Source organism: Streptomyces sp. NPDC088812, assembly GCF_044750285.1.
Lineage (GTDB): Bacteria > Actinomycetota > Actinomycetes > Streptomycetales > Streptomycetaceae > Streptomyces.
On the sequence record NZ_JBIVJP010000003.1, the window covers coordinates 61,792 to 80,585 of the forward strand.

General features: G+C 72.7%; 13 protein-coding genes and 1 other RNA gene. 8 read left to right on the forward strand and 6 right to left on the reverse strand.

The annotated features are described in order from the left end of the window. The first annotated feature begins 48 nt into the window (after nucleotides 1–48). Together smpB and ssrA are read left to right on the forward strand one after the other, a co-directional pair. Nucleotides 49–588 (forward strand): SsrA-binding protein SmpB, encoded by a 540-nt coding sequence (gene smpB / locus ACIP67_RS06430; protein WP_389523857.1) that lies wholly within the window; start codon nucleotides 49–51, stop codon nucleotides 586–588. Nucleotides 589–715: 127 nt separating this feature from the next. Further along, nucleotides 716–1,120, forward strand: a transfer-messenger RNA (tmRNA) gene (gene ssrA / locus ACIP67_RS06435). A gap of 63 nt (nucleotides 1,121–1,183) precedes the next feature. Here the strand turns inward: ssrA and ACIP67_RS06440 are convergent. From ACIP67_RS06440 to ACIP67_RS06465, 6 genes are all read right to left on the reverse strand, one after another. Next, nucleotides 1,184–2,191, reverse strand: coding sequence for a LacI family DNA-binding transcriptional regulator (locus ACIP67_RS06440; RefSeq protein ID WP_401688261.1), 1,008 nt, complete (start codon nucleotides 2,189–2,191; stop codon nucleotides 1,184–1,186). After that, nucleotides 2,185–4,440: an alpha-xylosidase gene (gene yicI, locus ACIP67_RS06445; protein WP_401688264.1), complete on the reverse strand. Its 2,256-nt coding sequence runs from the start codon at nucleotides 4,438–4,440 to the stop codon at nucleotides 2,185–2,187. The genes ACIP67_RS06440 and yicI overlap by 7 nt, the downstream gene beginning before the upstream one ends. Nucleotides 4,441–4,450: 10 nt before the next feature. Continuing rightward, on the reverse strand, nucleotides 4,451–5,275 hold the full coding sequence (locus ACIP67_RS06450; RefSeq protein WP_401689241.1) for a carbohydrate ABC transporter permease: 825 nt from the start codon (nucleotides 5,273–5,275) through the stop codon (nucleotides 4,451–4,453). Between the two features lie 101 nt (nucleotides 5,276–5,376). Beyond that, nucleotides 5,377–6,288: a carbohydrate ABC transporter permease gene (locus ACIP67_RS06455; protein ID WP_401688267.1), complete on the reverse strand. Its 912-nt coding sequence runs from the start codon at nucleotides 6,286–6,288 to the stop codon at nucleotides 5,377–5,379. Further along, the gene (locus ACIP67_RS06460; protein ID WP_401688270.1) at nucleotides 6,285–7,583 is read right to left on the reverse strand and encodes an extracellular solute-binding protein; all 1,299 of its coding nucleotides are present in this window, start codon (nucleotides 7,581–7,583) and stop codon (nucleotides 6,285–6,287) included. Before ACIP67_RS06460 ends, ACIP67_RS06455 begins: the two co-directional genes overlap by 4 nt. Nucleotides 7,584–7,738: 155 nt before the next feature. After that, nucleotides 7,739–9,253: an MFS transporter gene (locus ACIP67_RS06465; protein ID WP_401688273.1), complete on the reverse strand. Its 1,515-nt coding sequence runs from the start codon at nucleotides 9,251–9,253 to the stop codon at nucleotides 7,739–7,741. An 83-nt stretch (nucleotides 9,254–9,336) separates the two neighbouring features. Here ACIP67_RS06465 and ACIP67_RS06470 point away from each other — a divergent pair, with 83 nt between their 5' ends. The 6 genes from ACIP67_RS06470 to ACIP67_RS06495 all read left to right on the forward strand — a co-directional run bounded on the left by ACIP67_RS06470 (nucleotide 9,337) and on the right by ACIP67_RS06495 (nucleotide 18,531). Further along, nucleotides 9,337–10,302 (forward strand): LysR family transcriptional regulator, encoded by a 966-nt coding sequence (locus tag ACIP67_RS06470; protein WP_401688276.1) that lies wholly within the window; start codon nucleotides 9,337–9,339, stop codon nucleotides 10,300–10,302. Nucleotides 10,303–10,768: 466 nt separating this feature from the next. Then, entirely contained in the window at nucleotides 10,769–11,494 is a 726-nt protein-coding gene (locus ACIP67_RS06475) for a hypothetical protein (RefSeq protein ID WP_401688278.1), read from the forward strand. A gap of 571 nt (nucleotides 11,495–12,065) precedes the next feature. Beyond that, the gene (locus tag ACIP67_RS06480) at nucleotides 12,066–14,147 is read left to right on the forward strand and encodes a bifunctional polysaccharide deacetylase/glycosyltransferase family 2 protein (RefSeq protein WP_401688281.1); all 2,082 of its coding nucleotides are present in this window, start codon (nucleotides 12,066–12,068) and stop codon (nucleotides 14,145–14,147) included. Continuing rightward, nucleotides 14,144–15,442, forward strand: coding sequence for an acyltransferase family protein (locus ACIP67_RS06485; protein ID WP_401688284.1), 1,299 nt, complete (start codon nucleotides 14,144–14,146; stop codon nucleotides 15,440–15,442). The genes ACIP67_RS06480 and ACIP67_RS06485 overlap by 4 nt, the downstream gene beginning before the upstream one ends. Before the next feature lie 392 nt (nucleotides 15,443–15,834). Further along, complete coding sequence (locus tag ACIP67_RS06490; RefSeq protein ID WP_401688287.1) at nucleotides 15,835–17,229, forward strand: nitrate/nitrite transporter; 1,395 nt, start codon at nucleotides 15,835–15,837, stop codon at nucleotides 17,227–17,229. A 120-nt stretch (nucleotides 17,230–17,349) separates the two neighbouring features. Further along, complete coding sequence (locus tag ACIP67_RS06495) at nucleotides 17,350–18,531, forward strand: uroporphyrinogen-III synthase (RefSeq protein WP_401688290.1); 1,182 nt, start codon at nucleotides 17,350–17,352, stop codon at nucleotides 18,529–18,531. The last annotated feature ends 263 nt before the right edge of the window (nucleotides 18,532–18,794 follow it).

Sequence of the window (18,794 nt, forward strand, 5' to 3'; positions counted from 1 at the left end):
CCTCAGACCCCCCTCGGGTGCGAAAATGGCCGCACTATGAGCAAGGGCATGTACGTACCGAAAGAGTCCCAGCCGAAGCAGGGCAAGCAGGTCGCGGGCAAGGACGGCGAGAAGGGCGGCAAGCGCCGGATCGTCGCGCAGAACAAGAAGGCCCGGCACGACTACGCGATCATCGACACCTTCGAGGCCGGTCTGGTGCTGACCGGCACCGAGGTGAAGTCGCTGCGCCAGGGGCGGGCCTCGCTGACCGACGGCTTCGTCCAGGTGGACCGGGGTGAGGCGTGGCTGCACAACGCCCACATCCCCGAGTACAGCCAGGGCAGCTGGACCAACCACTCCGCGCGCCGCAAGCGCAAGCTGCTGCTGCACCGCGAGGAGATCGACAAGCTGGCCGTGAAGTCGGAGGAGACCGGTCACACGATCGTGCCGCTCGCCCTGTACTTCAAGGACGGCCGGGCCAAGGCGGAGATCGCGCTGGCGCGCGGCAAGAAGGAGTACGACAAGCGGCAGACCCTGCGGGAGCAGCAGGACCGCCGGGACACCGACCGGGCGATCGCCGCGGCGAAGCGGCGGCAGCGGGGCGCGTAGCCGGGCGTTCACCGGCCGGCCGGCGGTGGGTCGCCGCCCGGCGGGAATAGGCTGGCATCGTCGTGCGTTGGTCACGTACGATGGCACCTGTGCCCCACAGCGGGTACGACGATTGAAAAATCAACATGGGGATGATCGGTTTCGACAGCGGATGTCGAAGCAGGGGAAGCGTGTCGAGGAAGCGGCCATGATCTCGTAAACCACAGGCCGAAAAAAATAATCGCCACTGTTAAGAGCGATTCTCCCAAGGCGACGCAGTTCGCCCTCGCCGCCTGATCTCAGGTAACGAGGCAACTGCCCCTTACTAGGGGAGTGTCAGCCCGGGCTCGTTCCCGACCCGGATCCTGGCATCAGCTAGGGAACTAAACCTCCATCCCGGTCACGGGGTGAAGAGGGAAACCAAACAGTGACTGGGCCCGTCGGCGACTTGTTCGCGTGATCGCCGGGGCCGAGAAAATCACAGCGAACTGCACACGGAGAAGCCCTGGTTCCGCACCGTTGGACGCGGGTTCGATTCCCGCCATCTCCACTCATCCCATGTATGAGGAAGCCCCGCCCCCCGAGGGGGACGGGGCTTCCTCATGTCGTCGGGCCGTCAGGCCGGACGCGGTGCCGTGCTCGCCCGCCGGGTCAGCCGGGGCGGCAGCAGGGTCGCGTCGGGCACCGCCTCGCCGGAGAGCTGCGCCATCAGCAGCTCCACCGCCCGCGTGCCCACCTCGGCGGCGGGCAGCGCCACGGAGGTGACGGGCACGCGGAGGGACGCGGCGAGCTCGTCGGGGCAGATCGCCGTGACCGACAGATCCGCCGGCACCCGCAGTCCGAGCTCCCCGAAGGCGTCGATCAGGGGCTCCAGGACCGCCTCGTTGTGCACGACCACACCCGTCAGCGCGGGCTGCTCGCGCAGCAGCCGCTCCGCGACCCGGCGGGCGGCCGCGGGCGTCGCCTCGCACGGATGGACGGCGCAGGAGAGCCCGGCCCGGTCGGCGGCCGCGGTGAACCCCTGCACCACACGCTGCGCGAACGCCGTTCCGCGCACATACACCTCCGGCGGCGAGCCGACCAGCGCCACCACCCGGTGGCCGAACTGCGCCAGATGCTCCACACAGGCCTCGCCCGCCGCCCGGAAGTCGAGGTCGATGCAGGTCAGCCCGGCCGCCTCGTGCGGGAACCCGATCATCACGGACGGCCGGTCGAGGGAGCGCAGCAGGGGCAGCCGGGGGTCGCGGAGCTGGACGTCCATCAGGATCAGGGCGTCCACCAGCGCGGTGTCCGCGACCCGGCGCAGCCCCTCCTCGCCCTCCTCCTGGGTGAGCAGCAGCACATCGTGGTCGTGGCGCCGGGCGGCCACCGCCACCGACACCGCGAACCCCATGACGACCGGGACGTGGATGCCGGCCCGCAGCGGCATCACCAGCGCCAGCACGTTGGAGCGCCGGCCGGCCAGGGCCCGGGCACCCGCGTGCGGCCGGTAGCCCAGTTCCCGGATGGCGTCCTCGACGCGCCGCCGGGTCGCGGCGGAGATCGGACGCTTGCCGCTGAGCGCGTACGACACGGTGCTGGGGGAGACCCCGGCGTGTCGGGCCACGTCCGTGATCTTCACCATCGGTCCAGCTCCAGGGTGAGGAAGCCGCTGCCGGCCCGCGCCCGCGCCGTCCGGTCCCCCGCGGCCAGCGCCCACGGTGCCGAGGGGTCACTGGCGGAGGCCCGCAGGGTGTCGCCCTCCCGGACGACGGTGAAGGTGACCGCGCCGACCCGCACGCTCACCTGGGCGCCGCGCCGCAGGCCGTACGCGCGCAGCGTCACCCCGTCGGCGTGGGCGTAGTCGGGCCGGTCGGCGTGCGCGCCCACCGGGAGGACCGCGCCGGGCCGCACCAGCAGCGGCAGGCTGAGGACGTCGTGCCGCTCGCGCACCCAGCGCGGCCCGGTGACCGACCGTCCGGTGAGGTAGTGGGTCCAGGTGCCCTCGGGCACGTAGTAGGTGACGTCTCCCTCGTCGTCGAAGACGGGCGCGACCAGCAGGTCCGGGCCGAGCATGTACTGCCGTTCCAGAGGGGCGCAGCCGGGGTCGTCGGGGAACTCCAGGACCATCGCCCGCATCACCGGCACGCCCTCCTCGTGGGCGACGCGCGCGGCCTCGTAGAGGTAGGGCAGGAGCCGCATCTTCAGCCGGGTGAAGTGCCGCAGCACGTCCACGGACTCCTCGTCGAACAGCCACGGCACCCGGTACGAGGAGGAGCCGTGCAGCCGGCTGTGCGAGGACAGCAGCCCGAAGGCGACCCACCGCTTGAACAGCGCGGGCGTCGGCGTCCCCTCGAAGCCCCCGATGTCGTGGCTCCAGAAGCCGAACCCGGACAGCCCGAGGGAGAGCCCGCCGCGCAGCGACTCCGCCATCGACGCGTACGTCGCCTCGCAGTCGCCGCCCCAGTGCACCGGGAACCGCTGCCCGCCGGCCGTCGCCGACCGCGCGAACACCACCGCCTCCCCCTCTCCCCGGTGCTTGCGCAGCACCTCGAAGACGGTCCGGTTGTACAGGTACGTGTAGTAGTTGTGCATGCGCTCCGGGTCGGAGCCGTCGGACCAGACCACGTCGAGCGGGACGCGTTCGCCGAAGTCGGTCTTGAAGCAGTCGACGCCCTGGGCGAGCAGCGCCTCCAGCTTCGAGGCGTACCAGTCGCGGGCGGCCCGGGAGGTGAAGTCGACCAGGGCCATGCCGGGCTGCCACAGGTCCCACTGCCAGACACCGCCGTCGGGGCGCCTGAGCAGGTGCCCCAGCGCCTTGCCCTCCGCGAACAGCGGGGACCGCTGGGCGATGTACGGGTTGATCCACACGCACACGCGCAGGCCTCTGGCCTTGAGCCGGGCCAGCATGCCTTCCGGGTCCGGGAAGACCCGCGGGTCCCACCGGAAGTCGCACCAGTGGTGCTCCCGCATCCAGAAGCAGTCGAAGTGGAAGACGGAGAGCGGCAGTCCGCGCTGCCGCATGCCCTCGATGAACGACGTCGCGGTCTCCTCGTCGTACGACGTGGTGAAGGACGTCGACAGCCACAGGCCGAACGACCAGGCGGGCGGGAGCGCGGGGCGGCCGGTGAGGGCCGTGTACCGGCGCAGGACGTCCTTCGGGGTGGGGCCGTGGACGACGTAGTACGTCAGTTCCTGGGTCTCCGCGCTGAACTGCACCTTCGACACGGTCTCCGAGCCCACCTCGAAGGAGACCTTGCCGGGGTGGTCGACGAAGACGCCGTAGCCCGCGTCCGTCAGGTAGAAGGGGACGTTCTTGTAGGCCTGTTCGGTGGCGGTGCCGCCGTCGGCGTTCCAGATGTCGACGACCTGGCCGTTCCGGGTCAGCGGGCCGAAGCGTTCGCCGAGGCCGTAGACGTGCGTGCCGACGCCGAGGGTGAGCTGTTCGCGCAGGTGGTGGGCGCCGGTCGCGTCCCGCATGATGCCCATGCCCTTGGGGCCGCTGGAGGTGAGCGTGCGCCCGTCGGCGAGGAAGTCGACCTGCCAGGGGCCGGAGCGGGCCACCCGCACCGACAGCGCGCCGGAGGTGAGCGTCGCGTGGTCGTCGTCGTGGGAGATCCGCGGGTCGCTCTCGCCGCCGGTGACGTCGAAGACCGGTCCGCGCGGCTGCCCGCCGGTGAGGTGGGTCAGGGTGACGCCGATGACGTCGGGCATCGGGGTGTGGACGGTGACCGTCATGACCGGTCCCGTCAGCAGGTCGCCGCGCGAGCGGACGGGCCGGGTCGGCGCGTGGATCTCCAGGGCGCCGTCGCCCGCCTCGACGTCGAGGACGCCGGCCGGGTGGGCGGCCGTGACTCCCTCGCGCAGCAGCCAGTAACCATCGGTGAACTTCATGTGGGGGTCCTTACTTCACGGCGCCGACGGCGATGCCGCGGGTGAGCGTCCGCTGGAAGAGGAGGAAGAAGACGAGGGCCGGGAGCACGCCGAGCAGGGCGGCCGCGTTGGTCATCGTGGCGTCCATCAGCCGCTGGCCCTGGAGGACGCCGAGGGCCACCGACACGGTCTGGTTGTCGTTGGAGACCAGCATGACCAGCGGGAGCAGGAACTCGTTCCAGGTCCAGACGAAGAAGAGGACCAGGAGCACACCGAGGGTGGGCCGGCTGACCGGGACGACGACCCGCCACAGCACCTGCCAGGTGTTCGCGCCGTCGATGCGGGCGGCCTCGATGATCTCGCGGGGGAACTCGCGCAGCACCGACGACAGCAGATACGTGCCGAAGGCCGCCTGGAGCACCGTGAAGACGATGATCACGCTCAGCCGGGTGTCGTACAGGCCCGCCTGCTTGCTCAGGTGGTAGACGGGGTAGACCAGCGCCTCCTGCGGCAGCATGGTCGCCAGGACGAAGAAGGCCAGCACCCAGGTGCGGCCCCTGATCCGGCCGATGCCGATCGCGTACGCGTTCAGGACCGACAGGACCACCGCCAGCACCGCCACCGCGCCGCTGATCAGGAACGAGTTGAACAGCTTCCGGCTGTAGTCCACCCGCTCCCAGAAGTCCCCCAGGCCGTCGAGGTAGAGGCCGTCGGGCAGGCTCAGCGGGCCGCTCCGCGCGTACTCCGCGGGGGGCTTGACCGCGTTCACCGCGACGATCAGGAAGGGGACCACCATGAAGAGCGCGGCCAGACAGAGGGCGATCAGGACCGGGTAACGGCGGAGGGCCGTCGTCACCCGGTCCGGGCGGCGGCGGAGGGCCGTCGGCGTACGCGTGCCCGTCGTCGTACGTGTGCCCGTCGTCATGCGCGTGCCTGTCGTCTTGCGTGTGCGCGTCGTCATGCGCGTGCCCCTTCCTCGGCGTCTTCGGCGCGCGTCTGGAGGGTCAGGCCGAGCAGGGACAGGGCCAGGATGATCAGGGTCAGCACCGTGGAGATCGCGGCGCCGTAGCCGACCTGGGTCTTCTCGAAGAAGGTGGTGAACGAGAAGTAGGAGGGCACGTTCGTCGCGCCGCCGGGTCCGCCCTTCGTCAGGACGTACACCGCGCCGAACACCTTCAGCGCGGCGATCGTGCACCAGGTCAGGACGACGTGGATCTCCGGGCGGAGCTGCGGCAGGGTGATGTGCCGGAAGCGGCGCCACCAGCCGGCGCCGTCCAGTTCGGCCGCCTCGTGCAGCTGGGGGTCGACGCGTTGCAGACCGGCCAGGAAGACCACCAGCGGGAAGCCGAGCTGCACCCACACCATCACGCCCATCACGCTGTACAGCGCGAGGTCGGGATCGCCCAGCCAGTCCCGCTGCCGGCCGCCGAGCCCGATCGCCTCCAGGAACTCGTTCAGGGCGCCGCCGTCGGGGGCGAGGATCCAGCTCCAGACGATCCCCGCGACCGCGATCGGCAGCACCTGGGGGAGGTAGAAGCAGGCGCGCAGGACGGCGGTGATCCGGGAGCCGAAGTGCCGGCCCACGTGGTCGAACAGGGCGGCCGCGAGGACCAGCCCGATCGCCGTGGGCACGGCCGCCATGGCGACGACCATGAAGAGGCTGTGCCGGAACGACTCCCAGAAGTCCGCGTCGTCGAACAGCTCCCGGTAGTTGTCGAGCCCCGACCACGACGGGCTGCCCACCCCCTGCCAGTCGGTGAAGCTCACCCCCGTGTTCATCAGGAACGGGACGACGATCACGGCGAGGAAGGCCAGGACACCGGGGAGGAGGAACAGGGCGTAGGAGCCGCGGGCGCCACGCCCCCTCATCGCTGCGGTACGCCCTTGTCGTACGCCTCCTGCAACGCGTCCAGGTAGGCGTCCGGTTCCTCGCTGCCGGTGATCAGCTTCTGCGTCTCGGAGACCAGGACGTCGTAGAAGCCGGCCACCGGCCAGTCGGGGTAGAAGGCCAGGCCGTCCCGGTCGGACAGGGTGGTGAAGTCGGCGATGAGCTTCTCGGCCTTCGGGTCGGTGATGGCGGAGGTGTCCGCCGCCACCGGGACGCCGCCCTTGTTGCCGAGCAGGTTCTGGATCTTCTTCGACAGGGTGATGTCGATGAAGTCGTAGGCCAGCTCCTTGTTCGCGGCGCTCTTGGGCACGACCCAGAGGTTGCCGCCGGAGCCGAGGGTGAGGTCCGAGCCGGGCCACAGGGTGGTGCCCCAGTCGAACGTCGCCTCGTCCTGGAAGCGGCCGTACCACCAGCTGCCGGAGAACAGGATCGGCGCCTTGCCCTGGAGGAAGGAGACGCCGGCCTCCTCGGCCTTGACGCTGGTGGAGTTCTTGCCGATGTACCCCTTCTCCACCCAGTCGGCGAAGGTCTCGGCGGCGTACGTCCAGGCCGCGTCGTGGAAGTCGGTCTTCCCCCGGTACAGCTCGTACGCGTCCACCCAGGCGCGGTCGGCCTTGGACAGGGCGAGCTGGTACAGGTACTGGTGGGCGAGGTACTCGGCGCCGGAGTTGGCGAGCGGGGTGATGCCGTTCCCGACGAACGTGTCCATCGCCGCGACCAGGTCGTCGAACGTCTTCGGCTCGCCCAGCCCGTACTTCGCGAACAGGTCCTGGTTGAAGTAGACCATCGTGTACTCGGCGTAGTTCGGCACGCCGTACCACCTGCCGGAGCCCATCACGCCGTCGGCGTCGTACTGGCTGGTGGTGCGCACGCCGGGGCCGATGAGCTTGTCCCAGCCGCGCTCGGACACCTCGGCGGACAGGTCCGTGAGCAGGCCCTGCTGGGAGAGCAGGCCCGTCGTCGCGTTGCCCTTGTTGTACTCCATGAGGTCGGGCGCGTCGGAGGAGTTCAGGACCATCGGGGCGGTCTTCTGGATCTGTTCGAAGCTCTTCTCCTCGAACTCGACCTTCACGCCCGGGTGCTGGGCCTCGAACTCCTTCACGGCCTCCGCCCAGGCCACGCCCATCGCGCTGTTCGGAGCCTCGTAGTGCCACAGTCGCAGGGTGTGGGCGTCGGCGGAGCCGCCGTCGCCCGATCCTCCGCAGGAGGCCAGGAGCAGGGCCCCCGCAAGGGCCACGGCCGCTGTCGCCTTCCCACGCCTTCGTGCCGTCCACATCCTGTGCCTCCAGGGGAGCCGGATGGTTCTTCGGGCAGGTTCTTCGGGCAGGAACGGTCGTCACGCGGTGTGCGTCGGACGGTCGCGTCGAACCGTTTCGATGCGTGACGTCGAAGCGCTTCGACGGGCGAAGGTAGGCGGCTGTTGTGCTCGCGTCAATGGTGTGGACGGGAACGGTCCGTTCCGGCGCGCGGGGCGACCGGGGCGAGGGAGAGCAGCAGGGCCGTCGCGGCCGCCGTCACCGGCACGGCGAATCCGGCGGTCGGGGAGACGTGTTCGACGATCCACCCGCCGGCCGCGCTGCCGCAGGCGATGCCGCCCAGCAGACCGGTCACGGCCAGGGTGATGCCCTCGTTGAGGCGGCCCTCGGGGGTGCGCTCCTGCACGAGGGTCATGGTGGTGACCATCGTGGGCGCGGTGGCCATGCCCGCGACGAGCAGGGCGGCCGCCAGCGGCGGGAGCGAGCCGACGGCGGTCGCCGCGAGCAGCGGGAGGGTGAGCAGCGCGGTCATCGCGGCCACGGTCCACGGGTGGCGCCGGGCGGCTGGCCCGGACGGGTGCACCGCCCCGTACACCAGCCCGGCCGCGCACGAACCGGCCGCCTGGAGCGCCAGGACGGCGCCGGCCGCGGTGGCGTGTCCGCGCGCGTCCGCGAACGCGATCGTGACGACCTCCGTCGCCCCGAACACGGCGCCCAGCGCCAGGCAGACGGCGAGCAGCGCGGGGATGCCGGGGCTGCGCAGCGGCGATCCGGCCTGTGTACGGGGATGCGGGGGCGGCTCGGTGGAGCGCTGGGCGGCGAAGAGCAGGACGCCGGTCACCAGCAGCACCACGCCGACGAGCGTGCCGGCCTCGGGGAAGAACGTGCCGCACAGGAAGGCCGCGAGGACCGGGCCCAGCATGAAGCACAGCTCGTCCACGGCCTGTTCGAAGGAGTTCGCGGTGTGCAGGGCGGCGCCGCCCGACGGGACGTCCTTGAGCAGGTGGGCCCAGCGGGCGCGGGACATGCCGCCGGTGTTGGGTGTCGTCGCGGTGGCCGCGTAGGAGGCGAACAGCGTCCAGTCCGGGGCGCCGCGGCGGACGCACAGCACCAGCGCGAGGCTGCCGAGCGCCGCGAACAGCGTGGCGGGCACGGCGATCCGGGCCTGCCCGTACCGGTCGACGAGCCGGGCGGTCCACGGCCCGACCAGCGCGGTCGCGGCGAGCCCGGTCGCGGTGACGGCGCCGGCGAGGGCGTACGAGCCGCGCGTGCCGGCGATCATCACGACCGCGCTCACGCTGAACATGCCCATGGGCAGCCGCGCGAGGAGGTTGCCCGCGGTGAAGGCGCGGGCGCCGGGGACGGCGAGGAGGTGCCGGTAGGTACCGGGCGTCCGGGGCCGCCGGGCCGGGGACCGGCCGCCGGTGGGGTGGGCGTCGGCAGGGCGGGCGCCGGTGGGGTGGGCGTCGGCAGGGTGGGTGTCGGTGGGGTGGGTGTCGGCAGGGCGGCCGTTGGCAGGGTGGGTGTCGGTGGGGTGGGTGTCGGCAAGGCGGGCGTCGGCAGGGTGGGCGTCGGCAGGGTGGGCGTCGGCAGGGTGGGCGTCGGCAGGGCGGCCGTTGGCAAGGCGGGCGTCGGCAGGGCGGGCGCCGGTGAGGGCCCGGTCGGGGCCGGGCTGCGGCAGGGGCGGCATGGTTCCACCGTCGCCCGCCGCCGGTCCGGGGGTCCAACACCTTCTCCGTACCGATTCACGCACTCGCGTTGTAAGTTCGCCGGATGCCCGCTCACCTCGACCCCCGGCTCCTGCGCTCCTTCCTCGCCGTCGCCGAGGAACTCCACTTCACGCGCGCCGCGGCCCGGCTGTACGTCGCCCAGCAGGCGCTCAGCCGTGACGTGCGGCGGCTGGAGCGCGAGCTGGGCACCGAACTGTTCGTGCGGACCACCCGGCAGGTGACGCTCACCCCGGACGGGGAACGGCTGGTGCCGCACGCGCGCCGGGTGCTCCAGGCCCAGGACGACCTGCTCGCGGCCTTCCGGCAGGCCCGCCCCCTGCTGGTCGACCTGAACTCCCCGGGGCTGGAGACCGGGCGCCGGGTGCTGTACCGGGCCCGTGAACTCGCCCCCGAGCAGGAGCTGATGGCCCGCTACGAGAGCGGCCTGACCGGTGCCGCCGTCGAGATCGTCGCGGGACGGCTGGACGCGTCGTTCGGCCGGTTCGCGGGCCTGGACGCGGCGCTGCGGGCCCAGTTGGAGCACCAGCTCGTGCGGTACGAGCCGATGGCGGTCCTGCTGCCCGAGGGGCACCGGCTGGCCGCGTCGGCGGAGGTGCCGTTGGGCGCGCTGGCGGGGGAGCGGGTGTACGCGGGCGCCGGCAACTGGCGGACGCCGGAGTGGACCGACCTGGCCCGGCTGCTGTTCGAGGGGTTCGGCGTCGAGATCGCCCCGGCCGCCCCGCTGGTCGTCGGGGTCGAGGAATTCCAGCGCATCATGGCGAAAGATGCCGTTCCGATCCTTGTGGTCGTGGGATTTCCGGCCATGCCTGGAACGGTGCTGCGGCCGCTCGTCGACCCGGTCCCGCTCTCCGCCGTGTCGCTGGTGTGGCGAAAGGGGCTGGTCCATCCGGCCCTCGACGCACTGCGCCGCGCGGCGGTCGAACTCGGGTTCGCCGAGTCGTGGCTGGAGCGCCCTGTCAAGGGATGGATTCCAGCCATAGACATGAACATGACTTCATCGGATAAATAGGACATCGTGCGTGCGGGTGGAGCGCCTGCGCTAGATTCGGCGGCCTGAGCAAGAAGGGGTGAACGGGGGCGCGCGGACCGGGTGGGGGCCCGGTGCCGCCGACATCTGCCACGTCGCCACAGGCGCATCCGTTCCTCACCCCTGGTGTCCCGTGGGGGGAAACACGCACGTGAAGAATTGGCGGGAAGATGCCCAACCGGAGTGGCCGGAGGCGGCATCGCCGACCGGAAACGTACCGGTCATGGAGGGCAACACCCAGGCGTTCACCGAGGTCGCGAAGCGTTCCTCGACGGGCGTCCCGGGGGCGGACACCCCGGGTCCGCCGTCGCTGTCGCCGTCGTTGTCGCCGTCGCCGCCCTCGGTGTCGGCCGCGGGGTCGTCCGGCGGCGGCCGGGGGGCATCGGCGGACGTAACGCCGCGAACCGGTCGCGCGGCGACCTCGAACGACTTTTCCGAAAACGAACGGTTGGGCGGAGGCCTTCGGGATCCCTGGGCGGAGGGCTTCGCCGGCCTCCCGGACGGGCTGCCCGCCGCGGTGACCGGGGAGGGCGGGCAGGACCACGACCCCGACGAGGTGACCGTCCAGCTCGACTCCCCGCACCGGGTCCCGGGCGCGCGCGGCGACGGCCCGGAGGCGTCTGACGCGCCCGTGTTCGTCGACGAGTCCGGCCGCCGCGGCCGTACCTTCCGCCGGATCGGCATCCTCGTCGGGCTGGCCTGCGCGGCCTACGCCGTCGTCATCGTCGCCACCCTCCTGTCGGGCAACGCCGGCGCGCCCTGGCTGCCGGTGCCGGGGCAGAAGGACGACGAGCCGGCCGGCCGGGTCGACACCTCCCCGGCGCCCAGCGCGTCGACGGCGGACCCGGCCTCGCCGGGCTTCGCCGCGCCCGGCCGTCCGGGCGTCACCGCCTCCGGGCCCGCCGCGGTGGTGCCGGGAGCGGCGAGCGCGGCGCCGAGGGCGTCGGGCGGTGCGGTGGCGCCGAGCGCGTCGGCGGCCGCCGTACCGCCGCGGCCCGCGCCGAGCGCCTCCGCCCGGCCGAGCCCGGCGGCCGGCAGCGAGAGCCCGGCCGCCCCGGTGCCGAGCAGCCCGGCCGCGTCCCCGCCACCGGACCCGTCGCCCTCGGTCAGTACCGAACCCTCACCCGCCTCCTCACCGTCACCGGCCGGAGGAGCCGAGGGGCCGGCGGTCTGACGGCCGTCTCCGGGCTGCCGGGACGCTGAGATCCCTGAGGTCCGGGTGTCGCCCGGTGCCTCCGGCCCCGGTGATCCCCGCGATCCCGTCATCCCGCGATCCCGTCATCCGGCGATCCCGTCATCCCGTCATCCTGCGATGCCGTCATCCCGTCATCCCGCGATGCCGTCATCCCGCTGTCCCGCTGTCCCGCTGTCCCGCGATCCCGAAATCCCCGATTTCCCCGAAAGAACGTCCTCTCATGTCCCCACGCACCAACCGGCGCGCGCCCCGGCGCCCCGCCGGTCAGTCCGCCCGACCCTCACCCACCGGTCAGTCCGCTCATCCCTCACCCGGTGACAGCGCCGAGGCCGAGTGCTCCGAGCCGCGCCCGCACGGCCGCCGTTCCACCGGGCGAATCGCGGGGCGGTCCGCCGGGCGGCCCGGCGGACCGCCCGGCCGCCGACGGTCGCCGGGGCGCCGGACAACCGGCCGGGCCCCGGACCGGGCTCCCGGCGAGGCCCGCGGGACCGTCCGCCGGCGGCTGCTCCAGCCATTACGCCTGCGGCACCTGCTCCCCCTGCTCGTGCTCATGGCGATGATGGCGATGCTGATGCTGCGCGGGTACGTCCACAGCGAGGTCCTCGCCGACCACCGGGTCCGCCCCGACGCCGCCGCCGACCGGGTGCCGCGCCCGATCCTGGACGGCGGCCCCGTCGTCGACACCCGCGGCGGACAGGCCACCAGCATGGACGTGCCGGACGGCCGGATCGTCCTCACCTTCGACGACGGCCCCGACCCGCGCTGGACCCCGAAGGTCCTGGACGTCCTGAAGAAGTACGACGCGCACGCCGTCTTCTTCATCACCGGCACCATGGCCAGCCGCCACCCCGACCTCGTCCGGCGCATGGTGGACGAGGGCCACGAGATCGGCCTGCACACCTTCAACCACCCCGACCTCTCCTACCAGTCGAAGAAACGCATCGACTGGGAGCTGACCCAGAACCAGCTCGCCCTCGCGGGCGCCGCCGGCATCCGCACCTCCCTCTTCCGCCCGCCGTACTCCTCCGGCGCCTCCGCCCTGGACAACGCCTCCTGGCCGGTCACCGAGTACGTCGGCAGCCGCGGCTACCTCACGGTCCTCACCGGCCTCGACAGCGAGGACTGGCGCCGGCCGGGCGCCGCGCGGATCGCCCGCAACTCCACGCCCGAGGACGGCAGGGGCGCCATCGTCCTCATGCACGACTCCGGCGGCGACCGCGGCCAGACGGTCCGGGCGCTCGACACCTACCTGCCCGAACTCCAGCGCCGGGGCTACGCGTTCGAGAACCTCACCGAGGCCCTGAACGCCCCCAGCGCGCACACCGAGGTCACCGGTCTCGAGCTGTGGAAGGGCCGCGCCTGGACCGCCCTGGTCGAGGCCGCCGACGACCTCACCGGCGTCCTCGTCGTGGGCCTGGCCGTCATCGGCTTCCTCGTCTTCGCCCGCTTCGGCCTGATGCTGCTGCTGTCCGGCCTGCACACCCGCCGCACCCGCCGGCGCGACTTCGCCTGGGGCCCCGACGCGCCGGTCACCGAACCGGTGTCGGTGCTGGTCCCGGCGTACAACGAGGCCAAGTGCATCGAGAACACGGTGCGTTCCCTGGTGCGCGGCGACCACCCCGTCGAGATCCTGGTCGTCGACGACGGCTCGTCGGACGGCACCGCCCGCATCGTCGAGGAACTGGACCTGCCCGGCGTCCGGGTCGTCCGCCAGCTCAACGCGGGCAAACCCGCCGCCCTCAACCGGGGCATCGCCAACGCCCGGCACGACCTCATCGTCATGATGGACGGCGACACCGTCTTCGAACCGTCCACCGTCCGCGAACTGGTCCAGCCCTTCGCCGACCCTGAGGTCGGCGCGGTCGCCGGCAACGCCAAGGTCGGCAACAAGGACACCCTCATCGGCGCCTGGCAGCACATCGAGTACGTGATGGGCTTCAACCTGGACCGCCGCATGTACGACGTCCTGCGCTGCATGCCGACCATCCCCGGCGCGGTCGGGGCGTTCCGCCGCTCGGCGCTGGAGCGCGTCGGCGGCATGAGCGACGACACCCTCGCCGAGGACACCGACATCACCATGGCCCTGCACCGCGACGGCTGGAAGGTGGTGTACGCCGAGAAGGCCCGTGCCTGGACCGAGGCCCCCGAGTCGGTGCAGCAGCTGTGGTCCCAGCGCTACCGCTGGTGCTACGGCACCATGCAGGCGATCTGGAAGCACCGCCGCGCCCTGGTGGACCGCGGCCCGTCGGGCCGCTTCGGCCGCGTCGGCCTGCCGCTGGTCTCCCTGTTCATGGTGGTCGCCCCGCTGCTGGCCCCGCTCATCGACCTCTTCCTCGTCTACGGCCTGCTGTTCGGCCCGACGGGCAGGACGGTCGCGGCCTGGTTCGGCGTCCTCGCGGTCCAGGCGGCCTGCGCGGCGTACGCGTTCGTCCTCGACAAGGAACGCCTCACCCCGTTGATCTCCCTGCCGTTGCAGCAGCTGCTCTACCGCCAGCTGATGTACATCGTCCTGCTCCAGTCGTGGATCACGGCGCTCACCGGCGGCCGGCTGCGCTGGCAGAAACTGCGCCGGAAGGGGCAGGTGGCGGCGCCGCCGGGCGCGGTGGCCGGGGAAGGGGGCGCGGTCCGATGAACACCAGGCCGTCCGAACCCCCGGTGACGGAACCCACGGCACCCCTGCGGACCGACCCGCCGGCCGACCAGCCCGCCGGGTCGCCGGCCGACCCACCCGCCGTGTCACCGGCCGACCCGCCGATCGGGTCACCGGCCGACCCGGCGGCCGGGCCGGGTGGTGGCGGCGCCCGGCCGTCCCGCGACCGCTACTTCGACCTCCTGCGCGCCGTCGCCCTCTTCCGCGTGGTCTTCTACCACCTGATGGGCTGGGCGTGGCTGCCGGTCGTCTTCCCGTCCATGGGCGTGATGTTCGCCCTGGCCGGCAGCCTGACGGCCCGTTCACTGGCCAGGCGCCCGGCCGTGGACGTCGTCCGGGGCCGGCTGCGCCGCCTGCTGCCACCGCTGTGGCTGCTGGGCGCGGTCGGCGTGTCGGGCATGCTCCTCGGCGGCTGGGGCCCCGACGCGGAGGGGCACCCCGGCTGGTGGTGGTTCCACCTCGCCTTCTGGATCCTCCCGCTGAGCGATCCGCCCTACGGCGAGGGCCTGCCCGGTGTCCCCGGCCTGGTCGCCGACGACTGGGCGGTGGCCGTGGGCGTGCCCCTGTGGTACCTGCGCGCCTACCTCTGGTTCGTCCTGCTCTCCCCGCTGCTGCTGCGCGCCCTGCGCAGGCTGCCCTGGCCGACGGTCCTGGCGCCCCTCGCGCTGTCGGCGGTGCTGGAGTCCGGTCTGGTGGCCGTACCGGGCTGGCGCCCGGAGGCGGTCCTCAGCGACATCGGGGCGTTCGGCGCCTGCTGGCTGCTGGGCATGGCCCACCGGGAGGGCGTCCTGCGCCGCCTGCCCCGCTACGTGGTGCCGTCCCTCGCCCCGGCCGTGGCCGCGGCGGGCCTCTGGTACGCCCTCGCCCACGACCTGCGGCCCGGCCACGACCTGGACGACATGCCGTTCGCCCAGTCCCTGTGGTCCTTCGCGGCCGTCCTGCTCCTGCTGCACATCAGCCCGGCCTGGCACAGCTGGCCGCCCCGGCTGCGCCGCTGGGACCGGCTGATCACCCTCCTCAACTCCCGCGCCGTCACGATCTACCTGTGGCACAACGTCTGCATCGTGCTGACGGAGGCGCTCTGGGACCACCTGTGGGACATCGCCGCCCTGGAGGAGGGCGCGCCGTGGCTGCTGGAGAGTCCCTGGCCGCAGCTGCCGGCCGTGTGGCTGCTGACGGCCGGGTGCGTGCTCTGCTTCGGGTGGGCCGAGGACCTCGCGGCGGGCCGCAGGCCCCGGCTGTGGCCGGACGGCGGGCCCACGCGTCGTCGGGGGTGATCGCGCGCCGAGACCGGGTTTCATCGCGCGCCTGCCGGCGTGAGGGAGCGGCAGGGGTGAAGGAGCGGCAGGGGTGAGCGAGCGGCCGGGGTGAGCGAGCGGCCGGGGTGAGCGCACCCGCCCGGGTCGGGCGTGCGCCGCCCGGGTGGGGCGTGTGCCGTCTGGGTCGGGCGTGCGCCGTCCGGGATGAGCGCGCTCCCACGGGGCCCGGCCCGTCCCCGCCCCCCGCACCGCGCCCCAAGACCTCTCACCCCGCCTCCGCCCGAGGTGAGAGCAACGTTCCCTTCCGGTCACCCATGGGCACAGGGCGGAAACGCGTCCTCCCTACCTTCGGGAAGCATCACCGCTCATCACCCCGGACCACCCGAGCCCCGGAGCACCGTGGAGGCGTCATGACAGCCCCGAGCACAGCCCCCGCACCCCCGACCTCACCGAGGCGGGGGAGCCGCTGGATCGAGCAGTGGGACCCGGAGGACGAGGCAGCCTGGCAGGCGGGCGGCGAGAAGATCGCCCGGCGCAACCTCCTCTTCTCCGTCGTCTCCGAGCACATCGGCTTCTCGATCTGGACCATGTGGTCCGTGCTGGTGCTCTTCATGGGCCCGGAGTACGGGCTGACGCCCGCGGACAAGTTCCTGCTGACGTCGGTGGTGACGCTGGTCGGGGCCGTCGTCCGGGTGCCGTACACCTTCGCCGTCGCGATCTTCGGCGGGCGCAACTGGACGATCATCTCGGCCGGCCTGCTGCTGGTGCCCACCATCGCCGCGTTCGCCGTGATGAAGCCGGGGACGTCGTTCGACACCTTCCTCCTCGTCGGCCTGCTGGCGGGCATCGGCGGCGGCAACTTCGCCTCCTCCATGACCAACATCAACGCCTTCTTCCCGCTCCGCAAGAAGGGGTGGGCGCTCGGGCTCAACGCGGGCGGCGGCAACATCGGCGTGCCGGTGATCCAGCTGGTCACCCTCGCCATCATCGGGGCCGGCGGCGGGCCGCGCGTGCTGCTCGGGATCTACATCCCGCTCATCTTCGTCGCCGCCGCCCTCGCCGCGCTGTGCATGGACAACCTCGCGACCGTGAAGAACGACACCGGCGCCGCGAAGGACGCCGCGAAGGACGCCCACACCTGGATCATGTCCTTCCTCTACGTCGGCACGTTCGGGTCGTTCATCGGCTACAGCTTCGCCTTCGGGCAGGTGCTGACCACCCAGTTCGGCCGCACCCCGCTCCAGGCCGCCTACCTCACCTTCATCGGCCCGCTCCTCGGCTCGCTCATCCGCCCCCTCGGCGGCTGGCTCGCCGACCGCTACGGCGGCGCCCGCATCAGCCTCTACAACTACGTCGGCATGGCCGCCGCCACCGCCGTCCTGGTCTGGGCCAGCATGCAGAAGTCGCTGGGGCTCTTCGTCGCCGTCTTCGTCGTGCTGTTCGTGCTCAGCGGGCTCGGCAACGGGTCGACGTTCAAGATGATCCCCGGCATCTTCCAGGCGAAGGCCGTCGCCCTGGGCCTGGAGGGCGAGGCGGCCGCGAGCTACGGCCGTCGTCTCTCCGGCGCCTCCATGGGACTCATCGGGGCCGTCGGCGCCCTCGGCGGCGTCGCCATCAACCTCGCCTTCCGGCAGTCGTTCCTCTCCTACGGCTCCGGCACCGGCGCGTTCGTCGCCTTCCTCGCCTTCTATGCCGCCTGCTTCGCGGTCACCTGGGCCGTATACCTTCGCCGCCCGGCGGGGCGGATCACCGCATCCGGCGGTACCTCCGAGGCGAAGTCGCAGCTCAGCTACGCCAAGGTGTGACGTAACACTGGCGACATGAAGCGGAACCGAGCCTGTCACGCACCGTTGACAGGCTCGTTCGGCATGCGGGTGACACCACACCACGTGTAAGTGCTTCGACTCGAGTGCGGGACGAGAGTGATGCAAGAGCAACAGCAGCAACCGGACCACGGGCCCGGCGGCCGGGACGGCGAGCAGTACGGACCCCTCGCCGGTTTCACCGTGGGGGTCACCGCGGCGCGCCGGGCCGACGAGCTCGGAGCGCTGCTCCAGCGGCGCGGGGCGGCGGTACTGCACGCGCCCGCCCTGCGGATCGTGCCGCTCGCCGACGACGGCGAGCTCCTCGCCGCCACCAAGGACCTCCTCGACCAGGCGCCGGACGTCGTCGTGGCCACCACGGCCATCGGCTTCCGCGGCTGGGTCGAGGCCGCCGACGGCTGGGGGCTCGGCGAGCAGCTCCTGGCCCGGCTGCGGGACGTGGAGCTCCTGGCGCGCGGACCCAAGGTCAAGGGCGCCATCCGTGCCGCGGGCCTCACCGAGGACTGGTCGCCGTCGAGCGAGTCGATGGCGGAGGTCCTCGACCGGCTGCTGGAGGAAGGCGTCGACGGCCGTCGGGTCGCCGTCCAGCTGCACGGGGAGCCGCTGCCCGGCTTCGTGGAGGCGCTGCGGGCCGGGGGAGCGGAGGTCGTGGGCGTGCCGGTGTACCGGTGGATGCCGCCGGAGGACCTCTCGCCGCTCGACCGGCTCCTGGACGCCGCCGTCTCCCGCGGAGTGGACGCGGTCACCTTCACCAGTGCGCCGGCCGCGGTCTCGCTGCTGTCGCGGGCGGAGGAACGCGGCCTGCTGTCCGAGCTGCTCTCGGCGTTCCACCACGACGTCGTGCCGGCCTGCGTCGGCCCGGTCACCGCGCTGCCGCTCCAGGCGCGCGGCGTGGACACCGTCCAGCCGGAGCGGTTCCGGCTCGGGCCGCTCGTGCAGCTGCTGTGCCAGGAGCTGCCGGCCAGGGCACGTGCCCTGCCGGTCGCCGGGCACCGGGTGGAGATCCGGGGGCACGCGGTCCTGGTCGACGGCGTGCTGAAACCCGTACCGCCGGCCGGGATGTCCCTGCTGCGGGCACTCTCGCGGCGGCCCGGCTGGGTCGTGCCGCGGGCCGACCTGCTGCGGGCGCTGCCCGGGGCCGGGCGCGACGAGCACGCCGTCGAGACGGCGATGGCACGGCTGCGCACGGCCCTGGGGGCGCCGAAGCTGATCCAGACGGTGGTGAAGCGGGGGTACCGGCTGGCCCTGGACCCGGCGGCCGACGCCAAGTACGCGGACGTGTGAGCGGCTGAGCGGCCGGTGAGGGCCCCGCCCCGGCACCGCCCTCACCACCGACCACCTTCTCCGCACCCCTCCCGCCCCTGAAGAGCCCCTTCGCCCGGCAACCCCGCCCGCTCGGGGCCGGGTTCCGGGCGGGGTCCTGGTCCTGGTCCGGGCGGGCCGCTCCGGTAACCCCGCCCGCTCGGGGCCGGGTTCCGGGCGTGGTCCTGGTCCTGGTCCGGGCGGGCCGCTCCGGCGACCCCGCCCGCTCGGGGCCGGGTTCCGGC

Excerpts from the sequence above, each read along its gene's own strand:
- yicI (WP_401688264.1), bottom strand. The coding sequence starts at position 4,440 with ATGAAGTTCACCGATGGTTACTGGCTGCTGCGCGAGGGAGTCACGGCC.
- ACIP67_RS06495 (WP_401688290.1), top strand. The coding sequence starts at position 17,350 with ATGCAAGAGCAACAGCAGCAACCGGACCACGGGCCCGGCGGCCGGGAC.
- ACIP67_RS06470 (WP_401688276.1), top strand. The coding sequence starts at position 9,337 with ATGCCCGCTCACCTCGACCCCCGGCTCCTGCGCTCCTTCCTCGCCGTC.
- ACIP67_RS06490 (WP_401688287.1), top strand. The coding sequence starts at position 15,835 with ATGACAGCCCCGAGCACAGCCCCCGCACCCCCGACCTCACCGAGGCGG.
- ACIP67_RS06480 (WP_401688281.1), top strand. The coding sequence starts at position 12,066 with ATGGCGATGATGGCGATGCTGATGCTGCGCGGGTACGTCCACAGCGAG.
- ACIP67_RS06485 (WP_401688284.1), top strand. The coding sequence starts at position 14,144 with ATGAACACCAGGCCGTCCGAACCCCCGGTGACGGAACCCACGGCACCC.
- ACIP67_RS06465 (WP_401688273.1), bottom strand. The coding sequence starts at position 9,253 with ATGCCGCCCCTGCCGCAGCCCGGCCCCGACCGGGCCCTCACCGGCGCC.
- ACIP67_RS06460 (WP_401688270.1), bottom strand. The coding sequence starts at position 7,583 with ATGTGGACGGCACGAAGGCGTGGGAAGGCGACAGCGGCCGTGGCCCTT.
- ACIP67_RS06440 (WP_401688261.1), bottom strand. The coding sequence starts at position 2,191 with ATGGTGAAGATCACGGACGTGGCCCGACACGCCGGGGTCTCCCCCAGC.
- ACIP67_RS06455 (WP_401688267.1), bottom strand. The coding sequence starts at position 6,288 with ATGAGGGGGCGTGGCGCCCGCGGCTCCTACGCCCTGTTCCTCCTCCCC.
- smpB (WP_389523857.1), top strand. The coding sequence starts at position 49 with ATGTACGTACCGAAAGAGTCCCAGCCGAAGCAGGGCAAGCAGGTCGCG.